The organism is Streptomyces sp. Edi4 (genome assembly GCF_040253615.1).
In the GTDB taxonomy this organism is placed as follows: Bacteria; Actinomycetota; Actinomycetes; order Streptomycetales; family Streptomycetaceae; genus Streptomyces.
Genome location: NZ_JBEJGY010000004.1, coordinates 2,078,932 through 2,097,352, shown reverse-complemented (window position 1 = coordinate 2,097,352; position 18,421 = coordinate 2,078,932). Strand labels below are relative to the sequence as shown.

17 protein-coding genes, 1 pseudogene and 1 riboswitch are annotated in these 18,421 nt (G+C 70.8%); of the genes and pseudogenes, 13 read left to right on the top strand and 5 right to left on the bottom strand.

Features of this window, described 5'->3' with window-relative positions; all coding sequences use genetic code 11:
• Positions 1-106 precede the first annotated feature (106 nt).
• Positions 107-1,360 (top strand): L,D-transpeptidase, encoded by a 1,254-nt coding sequence (locus ABR738_RS11535; RefSeq protein WP_350229878.1) that lies wholly within the window; start codon positions 107-109, stop codon positions 1,358-1,360.
• 2 nt (positions 1,361-1,362) lie between these two features.
• Here the strand turns inward: ABR738_RS11535 and ABR738_RS11530 are convergent, their stop codons facing one another.
• Positions 1,363-1,764: a DNA-binding transcriptional response regulator gene (locus tag ABR738_RS11530; protein WP_350229877.1), complete on the bottom strand. Its 402-nt coding sequence runs from the start codon at positions 1,762-1,764 to the stop codon at positions 1,363-1,365.
• Between the two features lie 187 nt (positions 1,765-1,951).
• Here ABR738_RS11530 and ctaE point away from each other — a divergent pair, with 187 nt between their 5' ends.
• The 6 genes from ctaE to ABR738_RS11500 all read left to right on the top strand — a co-directional run bounded on the left by ctaE (position 1,952) and on the right by ABR738_RS11500 (position 9,236).
• Complete coding sequence (gene ctaE, locus ABR738_RS11525) at positions 1,952-2,572, top strand: aa3-type cytochrome oxidase subunit III (protein ID WP_350229876.1); 621 nt, start codon at positions 1,952-1,954, stop codon at positions 2,570-2,572.
• A gap of 64 nt (positions 2,573-2,636) precedes the next feature.
• Complete coding sequence (gene qcrC, locus ABR738_RS11520) at positions 2,637-3,446, top strand: cytochrome bc1 complex diheme cytochrome c subunit (protein WP_350229875.1); 810 nt, start codon at positions 2,637-2,639, stop codon at positions 3,444-3,446.
• Positions 3,443-4,492 carry a cytochrome bc1 complex Rieske iron-sulfur subunit gene (gene qcrA, locus ABR738_RS11515; RefSeq protein ID WP_350229874.1) on the top strand — a complete coding sequence of 350 codons (1,050 nt, stop codon included), beginning with the start codon at positions 3,443-3,445 and terminating at the stop codon, positions 4,490-4,492. The genes qcrC and qcrA overlap by 4 nt, the downstream gene beginning before the upstream one ends.
• Entirely contained in the window at positions 4,489-6,114 is a 1,626-nt protein-coding gene (gene qcrB, locus ABR738_RS11510; protein WP_350229873.1) for a cytochrome bc1 complex cytochrome b subunit, read from the top strand. Before qcrA ends, qcrB begins: the two co-directional genes overlap by 4 nt.
• A gap of 173 nt (positions 6,115-6,287) precedes the next feature.
• Positions 6,288-7,352 (top strand): anthranilate phosphoribosyltransferase, encoded by a 1,065-nt coding sequence (gene trpD, locus ABR738_RS11505; RefSeq protein WP_350229872.1) that lies wholly within the window; start codon positions 6,288-6,290, stop codon positions 7,350-7,352.
• Positions 7,353-7,463: 111 nt separating this feature from the next.
• A riboswitch (SAM riboswitch) is annotated at positions 7,464-7,581 on the top strand.
• Positions 7,582-7,826: 245 nt separating this feature from the next.
• Positions 7,827-9,236 carry an aminotransferase class V-fold PLP-dependent enzyme gene (locus ABR738_RS11500; RefSeq protein ID WP_350229871.1) on the top strand — a complete coding sequence of 470 codons (1,410 nt, stop codon included), beginning with the start codon at positions 7,827-7,829 and terminating at the stop codon, positions 9,234-9,236.
• 417 nt (positions 9,237-9,653) lie between these two features.
• Here the strand turns inward: ABR738_RS11500 and ABR738_RS11495 are convergent, their stop codons facing one another.
• Both ABR738_RS11495 and ABR738_RS11490 read right to left on the bottom strand, forming a co-directional pair.
• On the bottom strand, positions 9,654-9,935 hold the full coding sequence (locus ABR738_RS11495) for an Lrp/AsnC family transcriptional regulator (protein ID WP_350229870.1): 282 nt from the start codon (positions 9,933-9,935) through the stop codon (positions 9,654-9,656).
• A complete protein-coding gene (locus tag ABR738_RS11490; RefSeq protein ID WP_350229869.1) occupies positions 9,932-10,681 on the bottom strand; it encodes a rhomboid family intramembrane serine protease in 750 nt (249 codons plus the stop codon). Before ABR738_RS11490 ends, ABR738_RS11495 begins: the two co-directional genes overlap by 4 nt.
• Before the next feature lie 155 nt (positions 10,682-10,836).
• Here ABR738_RS11490 and ABR738_RS11485 point away from each other — a divergent pair, with 155 nt between their 5' ends.
• The 5 genes from ABR738_RS11485 to ABR738_RS11465 all read left to right on the top strand — a co-directional run bounded on the left by ABR738_RS11485 (position 10,837) and on the right by ABR738_RS11465 (position 16,328).
• The gene (locus tag ABR738_RS11485; RefSeq protein ID WP_267053635.1) at positions 10,837-11,091 is read left to right on the top strand and encodes a hypothetical protein; all 255 of its coding nucleotides are present in this window, start codon (positions 10,837-10,839) and stop codon (positions 11,089-11,091) included.
• A 46-nt stretch (positions 11,092-11,137) separates the two neighbouring features.
• Entirely contained in the window at positions 11,138-12,499 is a 1,362-nt protein-coding gene (locus ABR738_RS11480) for an NYN domain-containing protein (protein ID WP_502964068.1), read from the top strand.
• A 274-nt stretch (positions 12,500-12,773) separates the two neighbouring features.
• Positions 12,774-13,805, top strand: coding sequence for a C40 family peptidase (locus tag ABR738_RS11475; protein ID WP_350229868.1), 1,032 nt, complete (start codon positions 12,774-12,776; stop codon positions 13,803-13,805).
• Between the two features lie 239 nt (positions 13,806-14,044).
• Positions 14,045-15,073, top strand: coding sequence for a C40 family peptidase (locus ABR738_RS11470; protein WP_350229867.1), 1,029 nt, complete (start codon positions 14,045-14,047; stop codon positions 15,071-15,073).
• Between the two features lie 16 nt (positions 15,074-15,089).
• On the top strand, positions 15,090-16,328 hold the full coding sequence (locus tag ABR738_RS11465; protein ID WP_350229866.1) for a hypothetical protein: 1,239 nt from the start codon (positions 15,090-15,092) through the stop codon (positions 16,326-16,328).
• 54 nt (positions 16,329-16,382) lie between these two features.
• Here the strand turns inward: ABR738_RS11465 and ABR738_RS11460 are convergent.
• Positions 16,383-16,790, bottom strand: a pseudogene (locus tag ABR738_RS11460) (PadR family transcriptional regulator); the annotation flags it as partial.
• Between ABR738_RS11460 and ABR738_RS11455 the strand changes: the two are divergent.
• Complete coding sequence (locus ABR738_RS11455) at positions 16,780-17,205, top strand: MATE family efflux transporter (RefSeq protein ID WP_502964264.1); 426 nt, start codon at positions 16,780-16,782, stop codon at positions 17,203-17,205. The pseudogene ABR738_RS11460 and the gene ABR738_RS11455 sit on opposite strands and share 11 nt — an antisense overlap.
• On the opposite strand, the gene ABR738_RS11450 is transcribed toward ABR738_RS11455, so the two are convergent.
• Entirely contained in the window at positions 17,121-18,341 is a 1,221-nt protein-coding gene (locus ABR738_RS11450; protein ID WP_350229865.1) for a glycosyltransferase 87 family protein, read from the bottom strand. The two genes, ABR738_RS11455 and ABR738_RS11450, sit on opposite strands and share 85 nt — an antisense overlap.
• Positions 18,342-18,421: the final 80 nt, after the last annotated feature.

Sequence of the window (18,421 nt, the reverse complement as noted above, 5' to 3'; positions counted from 1 at the left end):
TGGCACGCGCCGCACCCGAGGGGCCCCCGTCTCACCACGAGACGGGGGCCCCTCGTTTGCAGTCGTCCGGCGCGCCGGATCTGATGAATCTTCATACCGTGTGGTCATGAGCCACGCACCGCGCATCCCCACCGTAGTGAGCTGCACCCTCCTGGTCCTGTCCCTCGGTGTGGGGGCCACGGGGTGTGGCGGATCCACCGGCAACCCGCTCTCCGCCAAGCCGTACGACGCGGCCGGACAGATCGCGTACAACGGCCCGGACGGCAGCCACAAGGCCGATCCCGACAAGCCCATCGAGATCACCGCCAAAGCCAAGAGCGATCGCATCACGGACGTCACGGCCGTCGACGGCAACGGGCGCTACCTGGCGGGCGAGCTGACCGCCGACGGCACCCGCTGGCACTCCACCGCCCCCTTGGTGGCCGGCGCGCACTACACCGTGAAGGTCTCCACGGAGAACGAGGACGGCTCTCCGGGGCTGCGCACGCTGTCGTTCGACACGGAGGCGGCCAAGGACGCCGTGGAGGTCGAATTCGGCCCGGACGCGGGCAAGTACGGCGTCGGGCAGCCCATCACCGCGCAGCTGAGCAAACCGGTCAAGGACAAGGCGGCCCGCGCGATCGTGGAGCGGGCCCTGAAGGTCGAGTCGACGCCGAGGGTGGAGGGCGCCTGGTACTGGGTGGGCGACAAGGTGCTGCACTACCGGCCCAAGGAGTACTGGCCCACCCACGCCACCATCCGCGTGCACTCCAACCTGGAGGGCGTGAAGATCGCCGACAAGCTGTACGGCGGTCCCGCCAAGCCCCTGACGATCACCACGGGCGACCGTATCGAGGCCATCACGGACGCCGCGGGGCACACCATGACGGTCAAGCGGAACGGAGAAGTGATCAATACCATTCCGGTCACCACCGGCAAGCCCGGATTCGCCACCCGCAACGGCGTCAAGGTGGTCCTGGGCAAGCAGTACTTCGTACGTATGCGCGGGACGACCGTCGGCATCTCGGCCGGCAGCTCGGACGCCTACGACCTGCCGGTGTACTACGCGACCCGGGTCACTTGGAGCGGCGAGTACGTGCACGCCGCGCCCTGGTCGGTGGGCTCGCAGGGCGCCGAGAACGTCAGCCACGGCTGCACCGGCATGAGCACCGGCAACGCCGCGTGGTTCTTCGAGAACATCAACGAGGGCGACATCGTCACCGTCGTCAACAGCATCGGCGAGGAGATGACGCCGTTCGACAACGGGTTCGGCGACTGGAACGTGTCGTGGGACAAGTGGCGCGAGGGCAGCGTCCTGACGGCCGACCTCAAGGCCGGGCAGAGCAAGGCGAACTCCGCCCGGCTGCGGCCGGGAGTGTGAGCTCAGGCACCCACGGCGAGGCGCCCGCGCAGCAGCGAGGCCAGGGCGTCCGCGAACTCGACCGGCTCGACGGGCAGCGTCACCGCGGCGTCCGCGCGGCTCCACGTGGCCAGCCAGGCGTCCTGCGGGCGGCCGATCAGGAGCAGCACCGGCGGGCACCGGAAGATCTCGTCCTTGAGCTGGCGGCACACGCCCATACCGCCCGCGGGGACCGCCTCGCCGTCCAGGACGCACACGTCCACACCGCCGCGGTCCAGCTCCTTGAGGACCGCCGGCAGCGTCGCGCACTCAAGGAACTCCACGGGCGGCACGTCGGAGGCGGGCCTGCGCCCGGCCGCGAGCCGCACCTGCGCGCGGGTGTTCGCGTCGTCGCTGTAGACCAGAACGGTGGCGCTCGACTGCATGGATCCTCCGAAGGTCCGGCGGCGTCGCCGGCGTTGGCTCATGAACCGATGCGCGGATGCTACTCCGTCCAACAGCCCGTCAACACCGGTTCGAGCAGCCCTTCGATGGGCCGTTCGGGCCCTGCATACGCCGCTGACACACCGAACGGCACCCCCCGGAGTGAGGGCGGGATAAGCGACCGACATAATGTCGGTCGTGGCGACAGCAACGACAGTAGAAACCGGGCACGCGCACCCGTCGGTCAATCGGCCGAACCTCACCAGCGTCGGAACCATCATCTGGTTGAGTTCCGAGCTGATGTTCTTCGCGGCCCTCTTCGCGATGTACTTCACTCTGCGATCGGTAACGGGTGCCGCGCATTGGTCAGAGATGGCCTCGTCCCTGAACATTCCGTTCTCGGCGACCAACACCACGATCCTGGTGCTCTCCTCCCTCACCTGCCAGCTCGGCGTCTTCGCCGCCGAGCGGGGCGACGTGAAGAAGCTCCGCACCTGGTTCACCATCACGTTCGTGATGGGTGCGATCTTCATCGGTGGCCAGGTCTTCGAGTACACCGACCTGGTGAAGAAGGACGGCCTCTCGCTGTCCTCGGATCCGTACGGTTCGGTGTTCTACCTGACCACGGGCTTCCACGGACTGCATGTGACAGGCGGCCTGATCGCCTTCCTGCTGGTTCTTGGCAGGACGTACGCGGCGAAGAGGTTCACCCATGAACAGGCGACCGCGGCCATCGTCGTGTCCTATTACTGGCACTTCGTCGATGTCGTGTGGATCGGCCTCTTCGCCACGATCTACCTGATCCAGTAACCGGACCCGTAGGTCCGCACCACATCCGCCATCGACGCAGAAGATCCTGACACCGGGGTAATCCGTGAAAAAGCTCTCCGCACGACGACGCCATCCGCTGGCGGCGGTCGTCGTCCTACTCCTCGCGCTGGCGGCCACCGGGGGGCTGTACGCCGCGTTCGCGCCCGCGGGCAAGGCTCAGGCTGACGAAACCGCCCAGTCCCTCGCCATCGACGAGGGCAAGAAGCTCTACTCCGTCGGCTGCGCCAGCTGCCACGGGACCGGCGGTCAGGGAACCTCTGACGGCCCCTCCCTGGTCGGCGTCGGCGCCGCCGCCGTGGACTTCCAGGTCGGCACCGGCCGCATGCCGGCGCAGCAGCCCGGCGCGCAGGTGCCGAAGAAGAAGGTCATCTACTCGCAGTCCGAGATCGACCAGCTCGCCGCGTACGTGGCCTCGCTGGGCGCAGGACCGAGCGTGCCGACCAACTCGCAGTACAACCCGAGCGGTGCGGACATCGCCAAGGGTGGCGAGCTGTTCCGCACCAACTGCGCCCAGTGCCACAACTTCACGGGTGAGGGCGGTGCCCTGACGAACGGCAAGTTCGCCCCCAGCCTGGAGGACGTGGACCCCAAGCACATCTACGAGGCCATGCAGACCGGCCCGCAGAACATGCCGTCCTTCCCGGACACGACGATGCCGCAGAAGCAGAAGCAGGACATCATCGCGTACCTGCACGCCGTGAACAGCGACAAGTCCGCCAGCCCCGGTGGTCTCAAGCTCGGCGGGCTCGGCCCGGTCAGCGAGGGTCTGTTCGGCTGGATCTTCGGTCTGGGTGCCCTCATCGCAGTAGCCATCTGGGTCGCGGCCCACACCGCTAAGGCCAAGAAGTCATGAGTAGCCAAGAGAATTCCGAGAGCCTGCCTGAAGCGCAGGCCACCGCGCACGGCGCGGTAGCGACCGCGGGCGACCCCTTCGCCGACCCGGGACTTCCGGCCCACAAGCCGCGCGTCCAGGACATCGACGAGCGGGCGGCCAAGCGCTCGGAGCGCGTGGTCGCGTTCCTGTTCCTCCTGTCCATGATCGCTACGGTCGGCTTCATCGCCTCGTACGTGATCTTCCCGGTCGACAAGATCGTCTTCATCTTCCCGTTCGGGCATGTCAGCATCCTCAACTTCGCCCTGGGTCTGACCCTCGGCGTGGCGCTGTTCTGCATCGGCGCGGGCGCGGTCCACTGGGCACGCACCCTGATGTCGGACGTCGAGATGCCGGCCGAGCGGCACGAGATCGCGGCACCGCCGGAGGTCAAGGCGCAGGTCCTGGCCGACTTCAAGCAGGGCGCGGCCGAGTCCGGCTTCGGACGGCGCAAGCTGATCCGCAACACCATGTTCGGCGCGCTTGCCATGGTGCCGCTCTCCGGTGTGATGCTCCTGCGCGACCTGGGCACGCTGCCCGAGGACAAGCTGCGGCACACCATGTGGTCCAAGGGCAAGGCCCTGATCAACATGAACACCAACGAGCCGCTGCGTCCCGAGGACCTGCTGGTCGGTTCCCTCACCTTCGCCAAGCCCGAGGGCCTGGAGGAGGACGCGGAGGACTTCCAGACGCAGATCGCCAAGGCCGCCCTGATGCTCGTCCGGATCAAGCCGGAGGACATCAAGGACAAGCGCGAGCTCGAATGGTCGCACCAGGGCATCGTCGCGTACTCGAAGATCTGCACCCACGTGGGCTGCCCGATCTCCCTGTACGAGCAGCAGACGCACCACGTGCTCTGCCCGTGCCACCAGTCCACTTTCGACCTCTCCGACGGCGCCCGCGTCATCTTCGGCCCGGCCGGCCACGCCCTCCCGCAGCTGCGGATCGGCGTGAATGACGAGGGCTACCTCGAAGCGCTCGGCGACTTCGAAGAGCCCGTCGGTCCTGCCTTCTGGGAGCGCGGATGAGCACCACGACAGACGCACGGCGCGAAGCGCCCGCCGGTGAGCGGATCGCGGACTGGGCGGACGGCCGCCTCGGGATCTACTCCCTGGCCAAGGCCAACATGCGCAAGATCTTTCCGGACCACTGGTCCTTCATGCTCGGCGAGATCTGCATGTACAGCTTCATCATCATCATCCTCACGGGTGTGTATCTGACGCTGTTCTTCCACCCGAGCATGAACGAGGTCGTCTACGACGGCTCGTACGTGCCGCTCCAGGGCATGCACATGTCCGAGGCGTTCAACTCGACCATGCACATCAGCTTCGATGTGCGCGGTGGTCTGCTGATCCGGCAGATCCACCACTGGGCGGCGCTGATCTTCCTCGCCGGCATGTTCGTGCACATGATGCGCGTGTTCTTCACGGGCGCGTTCCGCAAGCCGCGCGAGGTCAACTGGCTCTTCGGCTTCCTGCTGTTCGTCCTCGGCATGTTCACCGGCTTCACCGGTTACTCGCTCCCGGACGACCTGCTGTCGGGCACCGGTGTCCGCTTCATGGAGGGCGCGATCCTGTCCGTGCCGGTCGTCGGCACGTACCTGTCGTTCTTCCTGTTCGGCGGGGAGTTCCCCGGCGGCGACTTCGTGGCCCGGTTCTACTCGGTCCACATCCTGCTGCTGCCGGGCATCATGCTGGGCCTGATGGTCGCCCACCTGATCCTGGTCTTCTACCACAAGCACACCCAGTTCGCGGGTCCGGGACGTACGAACAAGAACGTCGTCGGCATGCCGCTGCTCCCGGTGTACATGGCGAAGGCCGGCGGCTTCTTCTTCCTGGTCTTCGGCGTCATCGCGGTCGTCGCGGCGATCGCCTCGATCAACCCGATCTGGGCGATCGGCCCCTACCGGCCCGACCAGGTCTCCACCGGCGCCCAGCCCGACTGGTACATGGGCTTCTCCGAAGGCCTCATCCGTGTGATGCCGGGCTGGGAGATCAACCTGTGGGGCCACACGCTCGTCCTGGGCGTGTTCATCCCGCTGGTGATCTTCCCGCTGGTCCTCGCGGCCATCGCGGTCTACCCGTTCATCGAGTCCTGGGTCACCGGCGACAAGCGCGAGCACCACATCGCGGACCGGCCGCGCAACGCGCCGACGCGTACCGCGTTCGGTGTCGCGTGGATCACCTGGTACATGGTGCTGCTCATCGGTGGTGGAAACGACCTCTGGGCCACCCACTTCCACCTCTCGATCAACGTCATCACCTGGTTCGTGCGGATCGCGTTCTTCGTCGCTCCGGTCCTGGCCTTCATCGCCACCAAGCGGATCTGCCTGGGTCTTCAGCGGCGCGACGCCGAGAAGGTGCTGCACGGACGTGAGTCCGGCATCATCAAGCGGCTGCCGCACGGCGAGTTCGTCGAGATCCACGAGCCGCTGGACGCCGGTGCGCGCTACAAGCTCACCGCGCACGAGCAGTACAAGCCGCTCGACCTCGGTCCCGAGACCGACGAGAACGGTGTCACGCGCAAGATCTCGCGGGCGCAGAAGCTGCGCGCCAAGCTCAGCAAGGGCTACTACGGCGAGGGGAACCAGATCCCCAAGCCGACGGCCGAGGAGTACGAGGAGATCACGAGCGGCCACGGCCATCACTGATCTCCGCTTGACCTGACGGTCGCCACAACCGAGGCTCCGGCCCGGCCCCTTCGCGGGGGCCGGGCCGGAGTCTTTTTCCCGGCGTCCGCAGTGCGGGCACGGGCGCTGGGCGCCCGGCGCCTGTCGATAGGCTGACGGGCGGCATCCCGGCCGTCTGATTACCAGGAGCGAGCATGAGCGCTGTTACCCCCACCGGAGGCGACACCGTGGCGGCCCACTCCTGGCCGGGTGTACTCGACTCGCTCCTGAACGGCATCGACCAGAGCGAGGACGCGACCGCCTGGGCGATGGACCAGATCATGAGCGGGGAGGCGACGAACGCGCAGATCGCGGGGTTCATGGTCGCGCTGCGCGCCAAGGGCGAGACGGTCGCCGAGATCACCGGTCTGGTACGCACCATGTACGAGCACGCCCATCTGATCGAGGTGCCGGGCCCCAGCGTCGACATCGTCGGCACCGGCGGCGACGGCGCCAAGACCGTCAACATCTCCACCATGTCGGCGATCGTCGTCGCCGGGACCGGCGCCAGGGTCGTCAAGCACGGCAACCGTGCGGCCTCCTCCTCCAGCGGCGCCTCCGACGTCCTGGAGAAGCTGGGGGTCGATCTCGGACTGTCCCCGAAGCGGGTGGCCCAGGTGGCGGAGGAGGCCGGCATCACCATGTGCTTCGCGGTGACGTTCCACCCCGCCCTGCGCTATGTGGCCGCCGCGCGCAGGGAGTTGGGCATCCGCACCACCTTCAATGTGCTGGGGCCGCTCACCAACCCCGCGAAGGTACGCGCCCAGGCCACCGGCGTCGCCGACCCGAGGATGGCGCCCATCGTGGCGGGCGTGCTGGCCGAGCGCGGCTCCAGCGCGCTGGTCTTCCGCGGGGACGACGGTCTGGACGAGCTCACCACCACGGCCACCTCGCGGGTGTGGGTGGTGCGCGACGGCGCCGTGCGCGAGGAGCGCTTCGACCCGCGCGACGTCGGCATCGCGATCACCCCGATCGAGGCGCTGCGCGGCGGGGACCCCTCGCACAACGCGGAGATCGTCCGCCGGCTCCTGGCCGGCGAACAGGGCCCGGTGCGCGACGCCGTCCTGCTGAACTCGGCGGCCGCGCTGGTCGCCCTCGAGCCGGGCGAAGGCCCGCTCGCCGGGCAGTTGGGCGCCGCGATGGCCCGGGCCGCCGAGGCCATCGACTCCGGGGCGGCGCAGCGCACGCTGGAGCGCTGGGTGGCCGCGAGCAACGCCTGAGCCGCAGCTGCTGCGACCCAAAGACGTGACCCAATGATGTGACCCAAGGCGCAGTCCGGATCGCGGACTGCGCCTTGCGCACGTGGCGACGTGTGGCAGGATGCTGTCCAAGGTCATGAGTGACAGCGATTTAGGCCCCGGCTCGCTGTCCGGCAACCCTCCGTCCGTGGCGGGGTGCCCCGGGTGAAGACCAGGTCGTGGGCAGCAAGGCCCACGGCAAGCGCGGACCCCTGGACATCGCGTGATGTCACAGCCCTGGGGTCCTGGTCCTCAAGGGAGCAGTCTCGTGAGCAAGCGAATGCGATAGGGCGTATCCGCCCCTTCTCCACCCTCCTCCGCGCGGCCCCTTCGTGTCGTGTGTCCGAGGACAACACCCGTATACGGCACGCCAGTCGACCCCTTTCTCATCCGGGGCCGCGCCGCCGTACCCGGGGCCAGAAGCCAACTCGCCTTGCCCTGCTGGGAGATACCGCCATGTCCGCACGCCCCGCCACCGCCGCCCACGCGCCTTCCGCCTCCTGCGCCTCCTCGGCCCCCGAGCCCGCCGAGCACTGCTGCGCGGCGCCGCTCGCGGTGCTCGGCCGCGATGTCACCGTGCCGCTCGTCACCGGCGGCGAGGTCGTCTACGCGGCCCTCGACTACGCGGCCAGCGCGCCGGCCCTCCAGCGGGTCTGGGACGACGTCGCCGCGTACGCCCCCTACTACGGCAGCGTGCACCGAGGGGCCGGCTACCTCTCGCAGCTCTCCACCGACCTGTTCGAGAACAGCCGCGTGACGGTCGCGGAGTTCCTTGACTGCCGCCCCAGCGACCAGGTCGTCTTCACCCGCTCCACCACGGACTCGCTCAACCTGCTCGCCCGCGCGCTCCCCGCCGGCTGCCAGGTCTTCGTCTTCGAGACCGAGCACCACGCCTCGCTGCTGCCCTGGCAGGACGCGCGGGTGACGTATCTCGACGCGCCGCGCACCCCGCGCCAGGCCGTCGAGACGCTGGAGCGCGCGCTCGCCGACCGGGACCCCTACGGGCCCGCGCTCGTCTGCGTGACCGGCGCGTCCAACGTCACCGGTGAGCTGTGGCCGGTCAGGGAGCTCGCCGCCGCCGCGCACGCGCACGGGGCGCGCATCGTGCTCGACGCGGCCCAGCTCGCGCCCCATCACCCCGTCTCCGTACGGGAGTTGGACGTGGACTGGGTCGCCTTCTCCGGGCACAAGCTGTACGCGCCGTTCGGCTCGGGCGTGCTGGCGGGCCGGGCGGACTGGCTCCAGGAGGCGGAGCCGTACCTGGCGGGCGGCGGCGCCTCCAAGCGGGTCGCGCGGCGTGAGGACGGCGGGGTGCACGTCGAGTGGCACACCACGGCCGCGCGCCACGAGGCCGGCTCGCCCAATGTCATCGGCGTCTACTCCATCGCCTCCGCGTGCAAGGCGCTGACCGAGGCGGGGTTCGACGCGCTGGTCGAGCGGGAGCGGCACCTGATCGCGAAGGTCCGCGCGGGTCTGGCGGACGTCCCCGAGGTGCGGGTCCTGTCCCTCTTCGGGGACGACGCGCCCCGGGTCGGCGTCATCTCCTTCGTGGTCGACGGCTGGAACAGCTCGCACTTCGCGGCGGCGCTGTCGGCGGAGTACGGGATCGGGGTGCGCGACGGGCTCTTCTGCGCCCACCCGCTGGTGCGGACGCTGCTCGGCAGCGAGCCGGGGGACCCGGGGGAGTGCGGGGCGCCGGAGGCGGAGCCGGGGGAGCGCTCGCTGAACGCGATCCGGGTCAGCTTCGGCGCGGGGACGCCGGATGAGCATGTGGAGCGGTTTGTGCGGGCGGTGGGGGAGTTGGTCCGGGACGGGGCGGCGTGGCAGTACCACACGGAAGCGGGCCGCTGCGTCCCAGCCACCTGACCCACCCGGCCCCCTGGGGCTCCGCCCCAGACCCCGTTCGGCCTGAACGGCCTCGTCCTCAATCTCCCCCAAGGCCTTGAGGGCCAGGGGGGACCCCATGACGGGCTGTGGTTGCCGGTGCGGGCCAGCACGGACCCCGCCAGGGGCGCGGGGAACTGCGCGAGGAGCGACCACGGTCCGCAGCCGAGCTCCCTGGGGCTCCGCCCCAGACCCCGTTCGCGCTGAACGCGCTCGTCCTCAATCTCCCCCAAGGCCTTAAGGGCCAGGGGGTACCCCCATGACGGGCTGAGGGTGCCTGCATGGGCCAGCACGAGCCCTGCCCCAGGACAGCCACGCGGGCCGGCACCAGCCCCGTCAGGGGCGCGGGGAACTGCGCGGGAGTGGGCCCGGACCGAAGGCGCGTGACCCCCGGAGGGGCTACGCGTCGAGGCCGATCGCGAACGCCGCCTCCAGATCGTGCTGGGAATACGTGCGGAACGCCACATGCGTATCCGTGCCCTCGACCCCGGGGATCTTGCTGATGCGGCCGGGGATGACATCCGCGAGGTCGTCGTGGCGGGCCACCCTGACCAGCGCGATCAGATCGTACGTACCGGTCACCGAGTACACCTCGCTGACGCTGTCCAGCGCCGCGATGGACTCCGCGATCTCGGGAATCCGGTCCACGCTGGTCTTGATGAGCACGATCGCGGTGATCACGGCTGGCTTTCTCCCTCGGTGGCGGCCGGACCCGCGGGCTTCACGGGCTTTCGGGGTTGCACTCTATCCGTCCCCCGGAAACGGCCCCACGCGTACAGGAAGCCCAGGCCGAAGCCGACGAGATGGGCGAGATAGGCGACCCCGGGCCCGGACGACGCGCCCCGGATCGCCAGCCACTGCAAAGCGAACCAGAAGACGAGCACGATCCACGCGGGAAACCGCAGGGGAAGGAAGAGCAGGAAGGGGAAGACGCTGGTCACCCGGGCCCGGGGGAAGAGGTAGAGGAACGCGCCGAGTACCGCCGAGATCGCCCCGGACGCCCCCACCAGCGTCTGATCGGAATCCGCGTGCGCCACCGCGTACCCGAGCAGGGCCAGATAGCCCGCCAGGAGGTAGAACAGGGCGAACTCGATCCGGCCCACGCGCTCCTCGGCCATCGCGCCGAACACGTACAGGAACAGCATGTTGCCCAGCAGGTGCAGCCAGCTGCCGTGGACGAACAGCGCGGTGAGGGGCGTGAGCAGGGCGTGCGGGCGCCCCGCCGTCAATTCGTCCGGTACGACGCCCCAGCGTGCGAAGTAGTCGCTCTGGGCGCTCAGGATCGCGTCGCCGGTGCCGTAGCCCGGGTTCAGGCCGGAGACCGGGCTCAGCGCGAAGAGCAGGCAGCACGCGGCGATCAGCCCGTACGTCACGGTCGGGCCCCGTACCGCGCCCCTGACGATCGCCGCTCCCCGCCACCTGATCATGGGGAGAGAATGGCCTAAAGGGAGCTTTCGGTACAGACCGCCTCGCCGTGTCGGCGGCCGACGGGTAGGCCGTAGGGTTGCGGGCAGTACTCCCGCAGTTCGATGGCGCACCGCGAGATCCTGGACCATGGAAGTGGAAAAGAGGGCGGCACCACATGACCACCGTTCCCCAGCCGACCACCGAAACCCGGTGGCGCTGCACGCTCTGCGGAAACCTCACCCGTTTCGATGTCACCCGTTCGTCGAAAGTGATCGAGTACGTCCATCTGGACCTCGCCGGGGAGCCCAAGGTGGAGGAACGCGAGGTGGTCAGTGAGACCATCGAGTCGGTCCGCTGCCGCTGGTGCAACGCGGTGGACCAGATCGAACTCGTGGACCGGCCGGGCGCCGACTCGGCGACCGCTTCCTGAGAGGCGGCCGTCCGGGCGGCACGTATGACAGTTGGGGTGACGGATTGTGGAGCATGCAAGCGGCGCTGAACCGGCCGCTGCGGCCGATGACGGCCCCGCCGAGGTGCTCGACCGCCCGCTGCCCGAAGCGGTGCGGCGCCGGGTCGTCGCCTTCGTCTCCGAGGCGTTCGGCGGCCTGACCGTCGCCGAACTGCCCGGACAGCTGCGCCAGTACGCCCGTTTCACGCCGACCAGGCGCGCCAAGTTCGCGGGCAACGCGATGGCCGCGGCCCTGGAGGGCGAGCCGGTGTTCCGCCAGCGCATCGGCGAACGCCTCAAGGAGGCGCAGCCCGAGCTCGCCGGCGCCGTCGAGGCCGGCTCGCCGCCCGCCGCCGCCGACCCGGTGGACGTGGCGGCCGTCGCCTATGTGCTGCGCCCGGTGGGCTGGGTCAAGCTGGTCGCGGCGGCCGGCGAGGAGGCCCAGCGGGCGTTCGCCGAACGGGCCGAGGAGGAGGGCCGGCGCGAGCTGGAGCGGCTGCGCGAAGAGCTCGCCGAGGCACGCGCCCTGATCAAGTCCGAGAACGAGACGCTGCGCGCGGAGCTGCTGGCCGCCCGCAAGGAGGCGGAATCGCTCCAGCGCAAACTCCGCAGCGCCCAGAGCGATGTGAAGCGTGGCGAGGCCGCCCTGCGCAAGGTCGTCTCCGAGATCGACGGGGCGAAGGCCGAGGCGGCCGCCCAGGTGGCCGCGGCCGAGAGCGAGACGCGGCGGCTCAAGACGCGCCTCGGTGAGGCGGAGGCGGGCCTTGAGGCGAGCCGGCGCGCGGTGCGAGAGGGCCGTTCGGTGGAGGACATGCGGCTGCGGCTGCTCCTGGACACCGTCCTGGAGGGCGCCCAGGGCCTGCGCCGTGAACTGGCCCTGCCCCCCGCCTCCGTACGCCCCGCCGACACCGTGGACGCGGTCGCGCCGGGCACCATGTCGCCCAAGGACATCGCGGCCCGCGCCCTGTCCGAGACCGACCCGGCCCTCCTGGACCAGCTGCTCGGGCTGCCCCAGGTGCATCTCCTGGTGGACGGGTACAACGTCACCAAGACCGGCTATCCGACGATGCCGTTGGAGAAGCAGCGGCTGCGCCTGCTCGGCGGGCTCTCCGTGCTCGCCGCCCAGACGGGCGCCGAGGTCACCTGTGTCTTCGACGGCGCGGAGCTGGCGGCTCCGGTGCTGCTCGCCCCGCCCAGGGGTGTGCGGGTGCTGTTCTCCAAGCCCGGGGTGACCGCCGACGAGCTGATCCGTCAGCTGGTGCGGGCCGAGCCGTCGGGGCGGCCGGTGGTGGTCGTCTCCACGGACAAGGAGGTCGCGGACGGCGTCGCCAAGGCGGGCGCGCGCCCGGTCGCCTCGCTGCTGCTCCTCAAGCGGCTTTCACGGGTCTGAGGCTTAACAGGCGTTCTGCAACTCCTGGGTTCAATGCCCGAATTCGGGTGATCGCTGCCGAGCGCTCCGTCAAGTACCCACTACTGCGCGTGGGATGACAGTAAAGAATCCTCTCGGTGACCGTCTTTTTCCCCATCAGGATTTGAACTGATCACAAGAAGGTCACTAGGGTCGGGCCTCGTACCTTCATGCGGTTGATCACTCGTTCGGGGTGTCCATGAAGGTCCCGCCGACTCGCGCCGTTCGGCGGCTGAGGAAGAAGGAGCTCGCCTTCGTGGGGTCCCACCGTCGTCCCAAGCCCGCGAGCCGCACTCGTGTGACCGTGCTCAGTGCCACCGCCGCCGCGGTCGTGGCCCTCACCTCGCAGGCCGCCCAGGCCGACCCCAAGCCCACCAAGGACGAGGTCAAGAGCAAGGTCGACAAGCTCTACGACGAGGCCGAGCAGGCGACCGAGGCGGCCAACGGCGCCAAGGAGAAGCAGGGCCAGCTCGAAAAGCAGGTCAACGAGATGCAGGACAAGGTGGCGCGCGGCCAGCAGGACCTCAACGCCCTGCGCGGCACCCTCGGTTCGATGGCGGCGGCGCAGTACCGCTCCGGCGGCATAGACCCCTCGCTCGCGCTCTTCCTCTCCTCCAACCCGGACGACTTCCTCGACAAGGCCTCCGCGCTCGACCAGTTGAGCAGCACGCAGGCCGAGGCCCTTCAGAAGATCCAGGCCAAGCAGCGCACCCTCACCCAGGAGCGCAAGGAGGCCCAGGACAAGCTGAAGGACCTCGCCGACACCCGCGCGGTGCTGGACGCGAAGAAGAAGGAAGTCCAGGGCAAGCTCGCCGACGCGCAGCAGCTGCTCAACTCGCTGACCGCGCAGGAGAAGGCGGCGCTCGCCGCCGACACCGCGCGCGCCAACACCGCCGGCACCACCGAGCACCCCGACCTCGGCAAGGACGTGCCCGCCTCCGGCGTCGGCGCGGCCGCGCTTGAGGCGGCCAAGACCCAGCTGGGCAAGCCCTACTTCTATGGCGCGACCGGCATGGCGAGCTGGGACTGCTCGGGTCTGACGGGATACGCGTACGCCCAGGCCGGCGTCCATTTGCCGCGCACCTCGCAGGAGCAGGCCACCCGGGGCACCCGGATCGGCCGCGGCGACCTCAAGCCCGGCGACCTCGTGCTCTTCTTCGGCGACCTGCACCACATCGGTCTGTACGCCGGCAACAACATGGTGCTGCACGCCCCGCACAGCGGCGCGGTCGTGCGCTACGAGTCGATGAACAACATGCCCTTCCAGTTCGGTGTGCGCATCGGCTGACCCGCCTTCGCCTTCGTCAGCGCCCGACACCGCCCGAACGGGCGAATCGTGGCACCCATCGCTGACGCGACGCCCCGCCGGTGACCTGTGTTCTCCGGCGGGGCGTCACTGTGTGTGGGCGGGGCGGTCGTTGGCCCGTGGGTATCCGCCCGGTTACTGTCCGGCGTGCGGTTTCCCCGGTGACTCGCCGCCCGCCCGGGCGGCAGGGGCCGCACGCAGTGCAAGGGAGTGCGGCATCCGTGGCGTCCCATCGCCGGCCTTCTCAGTCGGGCCTGACCCAGAGCGCCCGCGTCACCGTCCTTTCCGCGGCGGCCGCGACGGCCGCAGTCGCCTTCGTGGCACCCGGCGCGAGCGCGGCCCCGCACGAGCCGGCCCCCACGGGGCAGGCCGCGGTCGACCGGCTCTTCGCGCAGGCCGAGCAGGCCACCGAGGAGTACGACAAGGCCGATGAGCACGCCGAGAAGCTGCGCGTCGAGGTCCAGCACGCGCAGGACGCCGTCGCGCGCGGCCAGGAGAAGATCAACCGCATGCGGGGCGCGCTCGGCGCGATCGCCGGGGCGCAGTACCGCTCCGGCGGCATCGACCCCGCGCTCGCGCTGCTCCTGTCCTGCGACCCGGACACCTATCTCGACCGGGCCCTGACCTTCGACCGGCTGAGTGAGCACCAGAGCGGCGAGCTGCGCGAGCTCCAGCGGGAACAGAGCCGGCTGGCACAGCGGCGCGCGCAGGCGTCCCGCACGCTCGCCGAGCTCGAACACAGCCGCACCGAAGTGGCGCGGCACAAGCGCGCGGTGGAGTCGAAGCTGGCCCAGGCGCGCCGGATGCTCAACGCGCTGCCGACCGCGGACCGTGCCGCCTTCGACCGTTCCTCCCGCTCCGGGCGGGGCGAGGCGCCCCCGCTCTCCGGCTCGGCGCCCGTCTCCTCGCGGGCCGCGGCGGCCGTCATGGCGGCCCGCTCGGCGGTCGGCAGACCGTACATCTGGGGCGCCAACGGGCCCTCCGGGTTCGACTGTTCGGGCCTGATGCAGTGGTCGTACGCGCGCGCGGGCGTCGGCCTGCCGCGCACCTCCCAGGAGCAGCGCTACGCCGGCCGTCAGGTGCCGCTGTCCCAGGCGAAGCCCGGGGACCTGATCGCCTACCGGCACGACGCCAGCCACATCGCGATGTACGTCGGCAACGGCCAGGTCGTGCACGCTCCCTATCCGGGCGCCCCGGTGCGCTACGACCCCGTCGGGATGATGCCCATCTCCTCGGTGACGCGGGTGTGACCGTACGATCGGCGGCGTGGCAGGTCAGGGACGCGGGCGCGGACGAAGAGCAGGACGCGGGCGGGCGGCGGGGTGCGCGCTCGCCGTGCTGCTGTCCGCTTCGGGGTGTTCGGCGCCCAGCCACGCGCCCGACGCCACCACGGGCGCGGTGCGGCGGGTGCTCGACCGGCGCGCGACGGCCGTCCTGAAGCACGACGCGGACGGTTACCTCGCCGTCGTCGACCCCGGCGCGAGCGCCCTGCGGACGGCCCAGCGAGCGGAGCTGGCCAACCTCACGCAGCTGCCGCTCACGTCGTGGACGTACAAGGTCACCGGCGTCCAGCGGCACGGTACGACGGCCACCGCCGCGGTGGACCTGCGCTACCGGATCCAGGGCTATGACACCGCGCCCGTGACCACCGCGCGCACCCTGACCCTCGGCCGGCGCGGCGCCACCTGGTACGTCACCGGCGACCGGCCCGCCGACGGCGCCGCCCAACCGCTGTGGCAACAGGGCCCGGTCACCGTCGTACGCGGCGCCCACTGCCTGATCCTCGGGGTGGGCCAGGATCTCGCGAAGCTGCGGTCGATCGCGGCCGCGGAGGACGCGGCGGTGCCCTCGGTGTCCGAGGCCTGGCCCGGCACATGGGCCGGCCGGGTCGTCGTCCTGGTCCCCTCCTCCCTGGACGCCATGGGCGCGCTGCTCGGTTCGCCCGCCGCCTCCTACCGGGGCATCGCGGCCGTCACCACGGGCGAGGCGGGCGGCGCGGGGGCCGCGCCGGCGGACCGGGTGATCGTCAATCCGGAGGCGTACGCGGTCCTCGGCGACCTCGGCCGCGAGGTCGTCCTCACCCACGAGACCACCCATGTCGCCACCCGCGCGCACACCTCGCCCGCCACCCCGATGTGGCTGTCGGAGGGGTACGCCGACTGGGTCGGCTACCGCCGCACCGGCCGCACCGCGCCCCAGGCCGCGCCCGAACTCCAAAGAGCCGTCCGGGCCGGCGACCTCCCCGCCGACCTGCCCACCGACGCCGACTTCGGCTTCAGCGGCGGCGCGGACCGGCTGGCGCGGGCGTACGAGGGGGGCTGGCTGGCGTGCCGGATGATCGCGTCCCGCTGGGGCGAGGAGGCGCTGGCCCGCTTCTACACGCAAGTGGGCGACCAGCCCCGGCGGGAGGGCGCGACGGAAAAGGCTCTCTCCGATCAACTGGGCCTGTCCCCAAGGGAGTTCACGACCCAGTGGCGCGCGTACGTCCGTGCCCAGCTTTCCTGACCAAGGCGGCGCGCGGGCCGTCCACGCGCCGCGCCGGGCCGCCCGCCGTCGGCGTCAGGAGGTGGTGAGGCGGTCGATGGCCTCGGTCAGCCACGCCCTCTCCTCCGCCGAGGTGGCGCGCGCGATGCGCAGCATGCCCTGACGGAAGAGGTCGCCGGCCTCTTCGGCCGTCACGGGCTCACCCTCGCGGTAGAAGAAGCTCGTCGGGGTGGCGAGAAAGGCCTGGCGCCTGCGCAGGACGGCCGCCTGCTCGGCGGGGTCGGGCAGGTGGCGCAGGAAGGCCAGCAGGGTGAAGAACCGCTGGCCGTCGGTGATGTCGCCGTCCTTCGGGTGCCGCAGCCGCGCCAGGAGGTCGGCGCGGCCCGCGTCGGTGAGGGAAAGGACCCGCCGGGGCGCCGCCCCGCTGCCCGGCCCGGTGCGCTGGTCGAGGGCGCCGGCCTTCACGAGCCGGGTGATCGCCGGGGCCCTGGTTCTGGCGGGCGGCGCGCCCTGGATCATGGCCGCGTTCGGCGCGCGGGGCGAGGTGGCCGCCGCCGGGACGCTGTATCTGCGTTGCCTCGGACCGTACCTGGTGCTGCTCGCCTGCTTCATCGCGCTGGGCGGCGTACTCCAGGGCGGGGGCTCGGGGCCGGCGCTCGCCAGGATCACCGGGTGCGGCGTGGCGCTCCAACTGGCGCTCGCCCAGGGCCTGTCGGGGCTCGGCCTGCCCGGGGTGTGCCTCGCCATGGCGCTGGCCACGGGCGTCCAGTGCGCGGCCCTCGCGCGGCTGACGCGCCGTACCCGTACGCCGGCTCAGCCGACGGCGGACGGCGCGGCGGCGCGGGCCGCTCGCGGGGGCAGCGCCTCTCGGGCGGACACGGTCGAGCGCCACAGCTGACGGCAGGCGATCAGGGACGCGGCCACCAGAAGCCCGTTGCGCACGAGCAGCAGGAGCACGCCGAGCCGGTCGCTGGCCACCACATGGGAGAACCAGATGGGGAACTCCAGGACCGTCACACCCGTCGCGACCAGGACCAGCAGCGCGGGCCGGGCCATCGGACCGCGCCGGAAGACCAGGCACACCGCGGCGAGCCCGACCAGCCAGAGCAGGTACTGCGGGCTGATGACGCGGCTGGTCGCCGTGGACAGCAGGACCGCCGTGAACGCCGCGTCCGCCAGGGTGCTCGCCCCCAACGGGCCCCGGGCCCTGGCGCGCCACAGCACGAGCCAGCCCAGGGCGAGCACGCTCAGCGCCATCGACAGCGCGGAGACCAGCGACACGTACGGCCCGAGGAATTCCACCGAGCCGTAGTTCAGCCGCACCTCGCCGCGCCAGCCGAAGTGCCGGGCCACATGGAAGACCAGCGCGCCCAGCGACTCGACCTCCGTGCCGCGCTCGCGCTGGAAGGTGAGGAAGGCGAGCGCGCCGGGGGCCGCCGCGACACAGGCCGCCAGAAGCGCGGCGGCGCTCAGCGCGGCGCTCGTCAGGGCGCGGCGCGGGGCGCGCACCAGGAGCAGCACGGGCCACACCTTGAGCATCGCCCCCACGGAGGCGAGGGCGCCCAGGAGCCGGGGGCGGCGGACGCCCGCGAGCAGCGCCGCCACCGCGACGGCGGTCACCATCAGGTCGTAACGGGCGTACGCCGTCGGGCCCAGCAGCGGCACGCCGAGCGTCCACATCCACGCGCCGTTCAAGGACTTGCCCGGCCGGTCCGCCGCGTGCATCAGCAGCCCGAACACCAGTACGTCCGCGAGGAAGGCGAGCACGAAGAACGCCGAGGCGTAGCCGAGGAAGGGCAGCGCCTCGGGGGAGAGCACCGCGAGGGCGGCGAGCGGCGGATACTGCCAGGTCACATCGGAGAGCGGGTACGTTCCCGCGCCGAGCACCTGCGCCCAGCCCCGGTAGATGACATGGACGTCGCTGGTCACGTCGGGGCCGGGCAGGACCAGCACTCTGAAGACGCAGAGCAGCAGGAGATAGCGGGTCGCGGCCCAGGTGGCCGCCACCGCGAGGGTGCGCCGGGGGATGCTCATGATGTCCGTGTCGTCCTTGCGTCCTTCTTGCGTCCTTGTTCAAGGTCCAAGAGGCTCGGTTGAGGGGTCCGGAACCAGCC

What these genes read in the sequence shown, in the direction of transcription:
- ABR738_RS11490 (WP_350229869.1), bottom strand. Translation starts at nt 10,681, where the DNA reads ATGATCAGGTGGCGGGGAGCGGCGATCGTCAGGGGCGCGGTACGGGGC.
- ABR738_RS11450 (WP_350229865.1), bottom strand. Translation starts at nt 18,341, where the DNA reads ATGAGCATCCCCCGGCGCACCCTCGCGGTGGCGGCCACCTGGGCCGCG.
- qcrB (WP_350229873.1), top strand. Translation starts at nt 4,489, where the DNA reads ATGAGCACCACGACAGACGCACGGCGCGAAGCGCCCGCCGGTGAGCGG.
- qcrA (WP_350229874.1), top strand. Translation starts at nt 3,443, where the DNA reads ATGAGTAGCCAAGAGAATTCCGAGAGCCTGCCTGAAGCGCAGGCCACC.
- ABR738_RS11535 (WP_350229878.1), top strand. Translation starts at nt 107, where the DNA reads ATGAGCCACGCACCGCGCATCCCCACCGTAGTGAGCTGCACCCTCCTG.
- trpD (WP_350229872.1), top strand. Translation starts at nt 6,288, where the DNA reads ATGAGCGCTGTTACCCCCACCGGAGGCGACACCGTGGCGGCCCACTCC.
- ctaE (WP_350229876.1), top strand. Translation starts at nt 1,952, where the DNA reads ATGTCGGTCGTGGCGACAGCAACGACAGTAGAAACCGGGCACGCGCAC.
- ABR738_RS11485 (WP_267053635.1), top strand. Translation starts at nt 10,837, where the DNA reads ATGACCACCGTTCCCCAGCCGACCACCGAAACCCGGTGGCGCTGCACG.
- ABR738_RS11530 (WP_350229877.1), bottom strand. Translation starts at nt 1,764, where the DNA reads ATGCAGTCGAGCGCCACCGTTCTGGTCTACAGCGACGACGCGAACACC.
- ABR738_RS11500 (WP_350229871.1), top strand. Translation starts at nt 7,827, where the DNA reads ATGTCCGCACGCCCCGCCACCGCCGCCCACGCGCCTTCCGCCTCCTGC.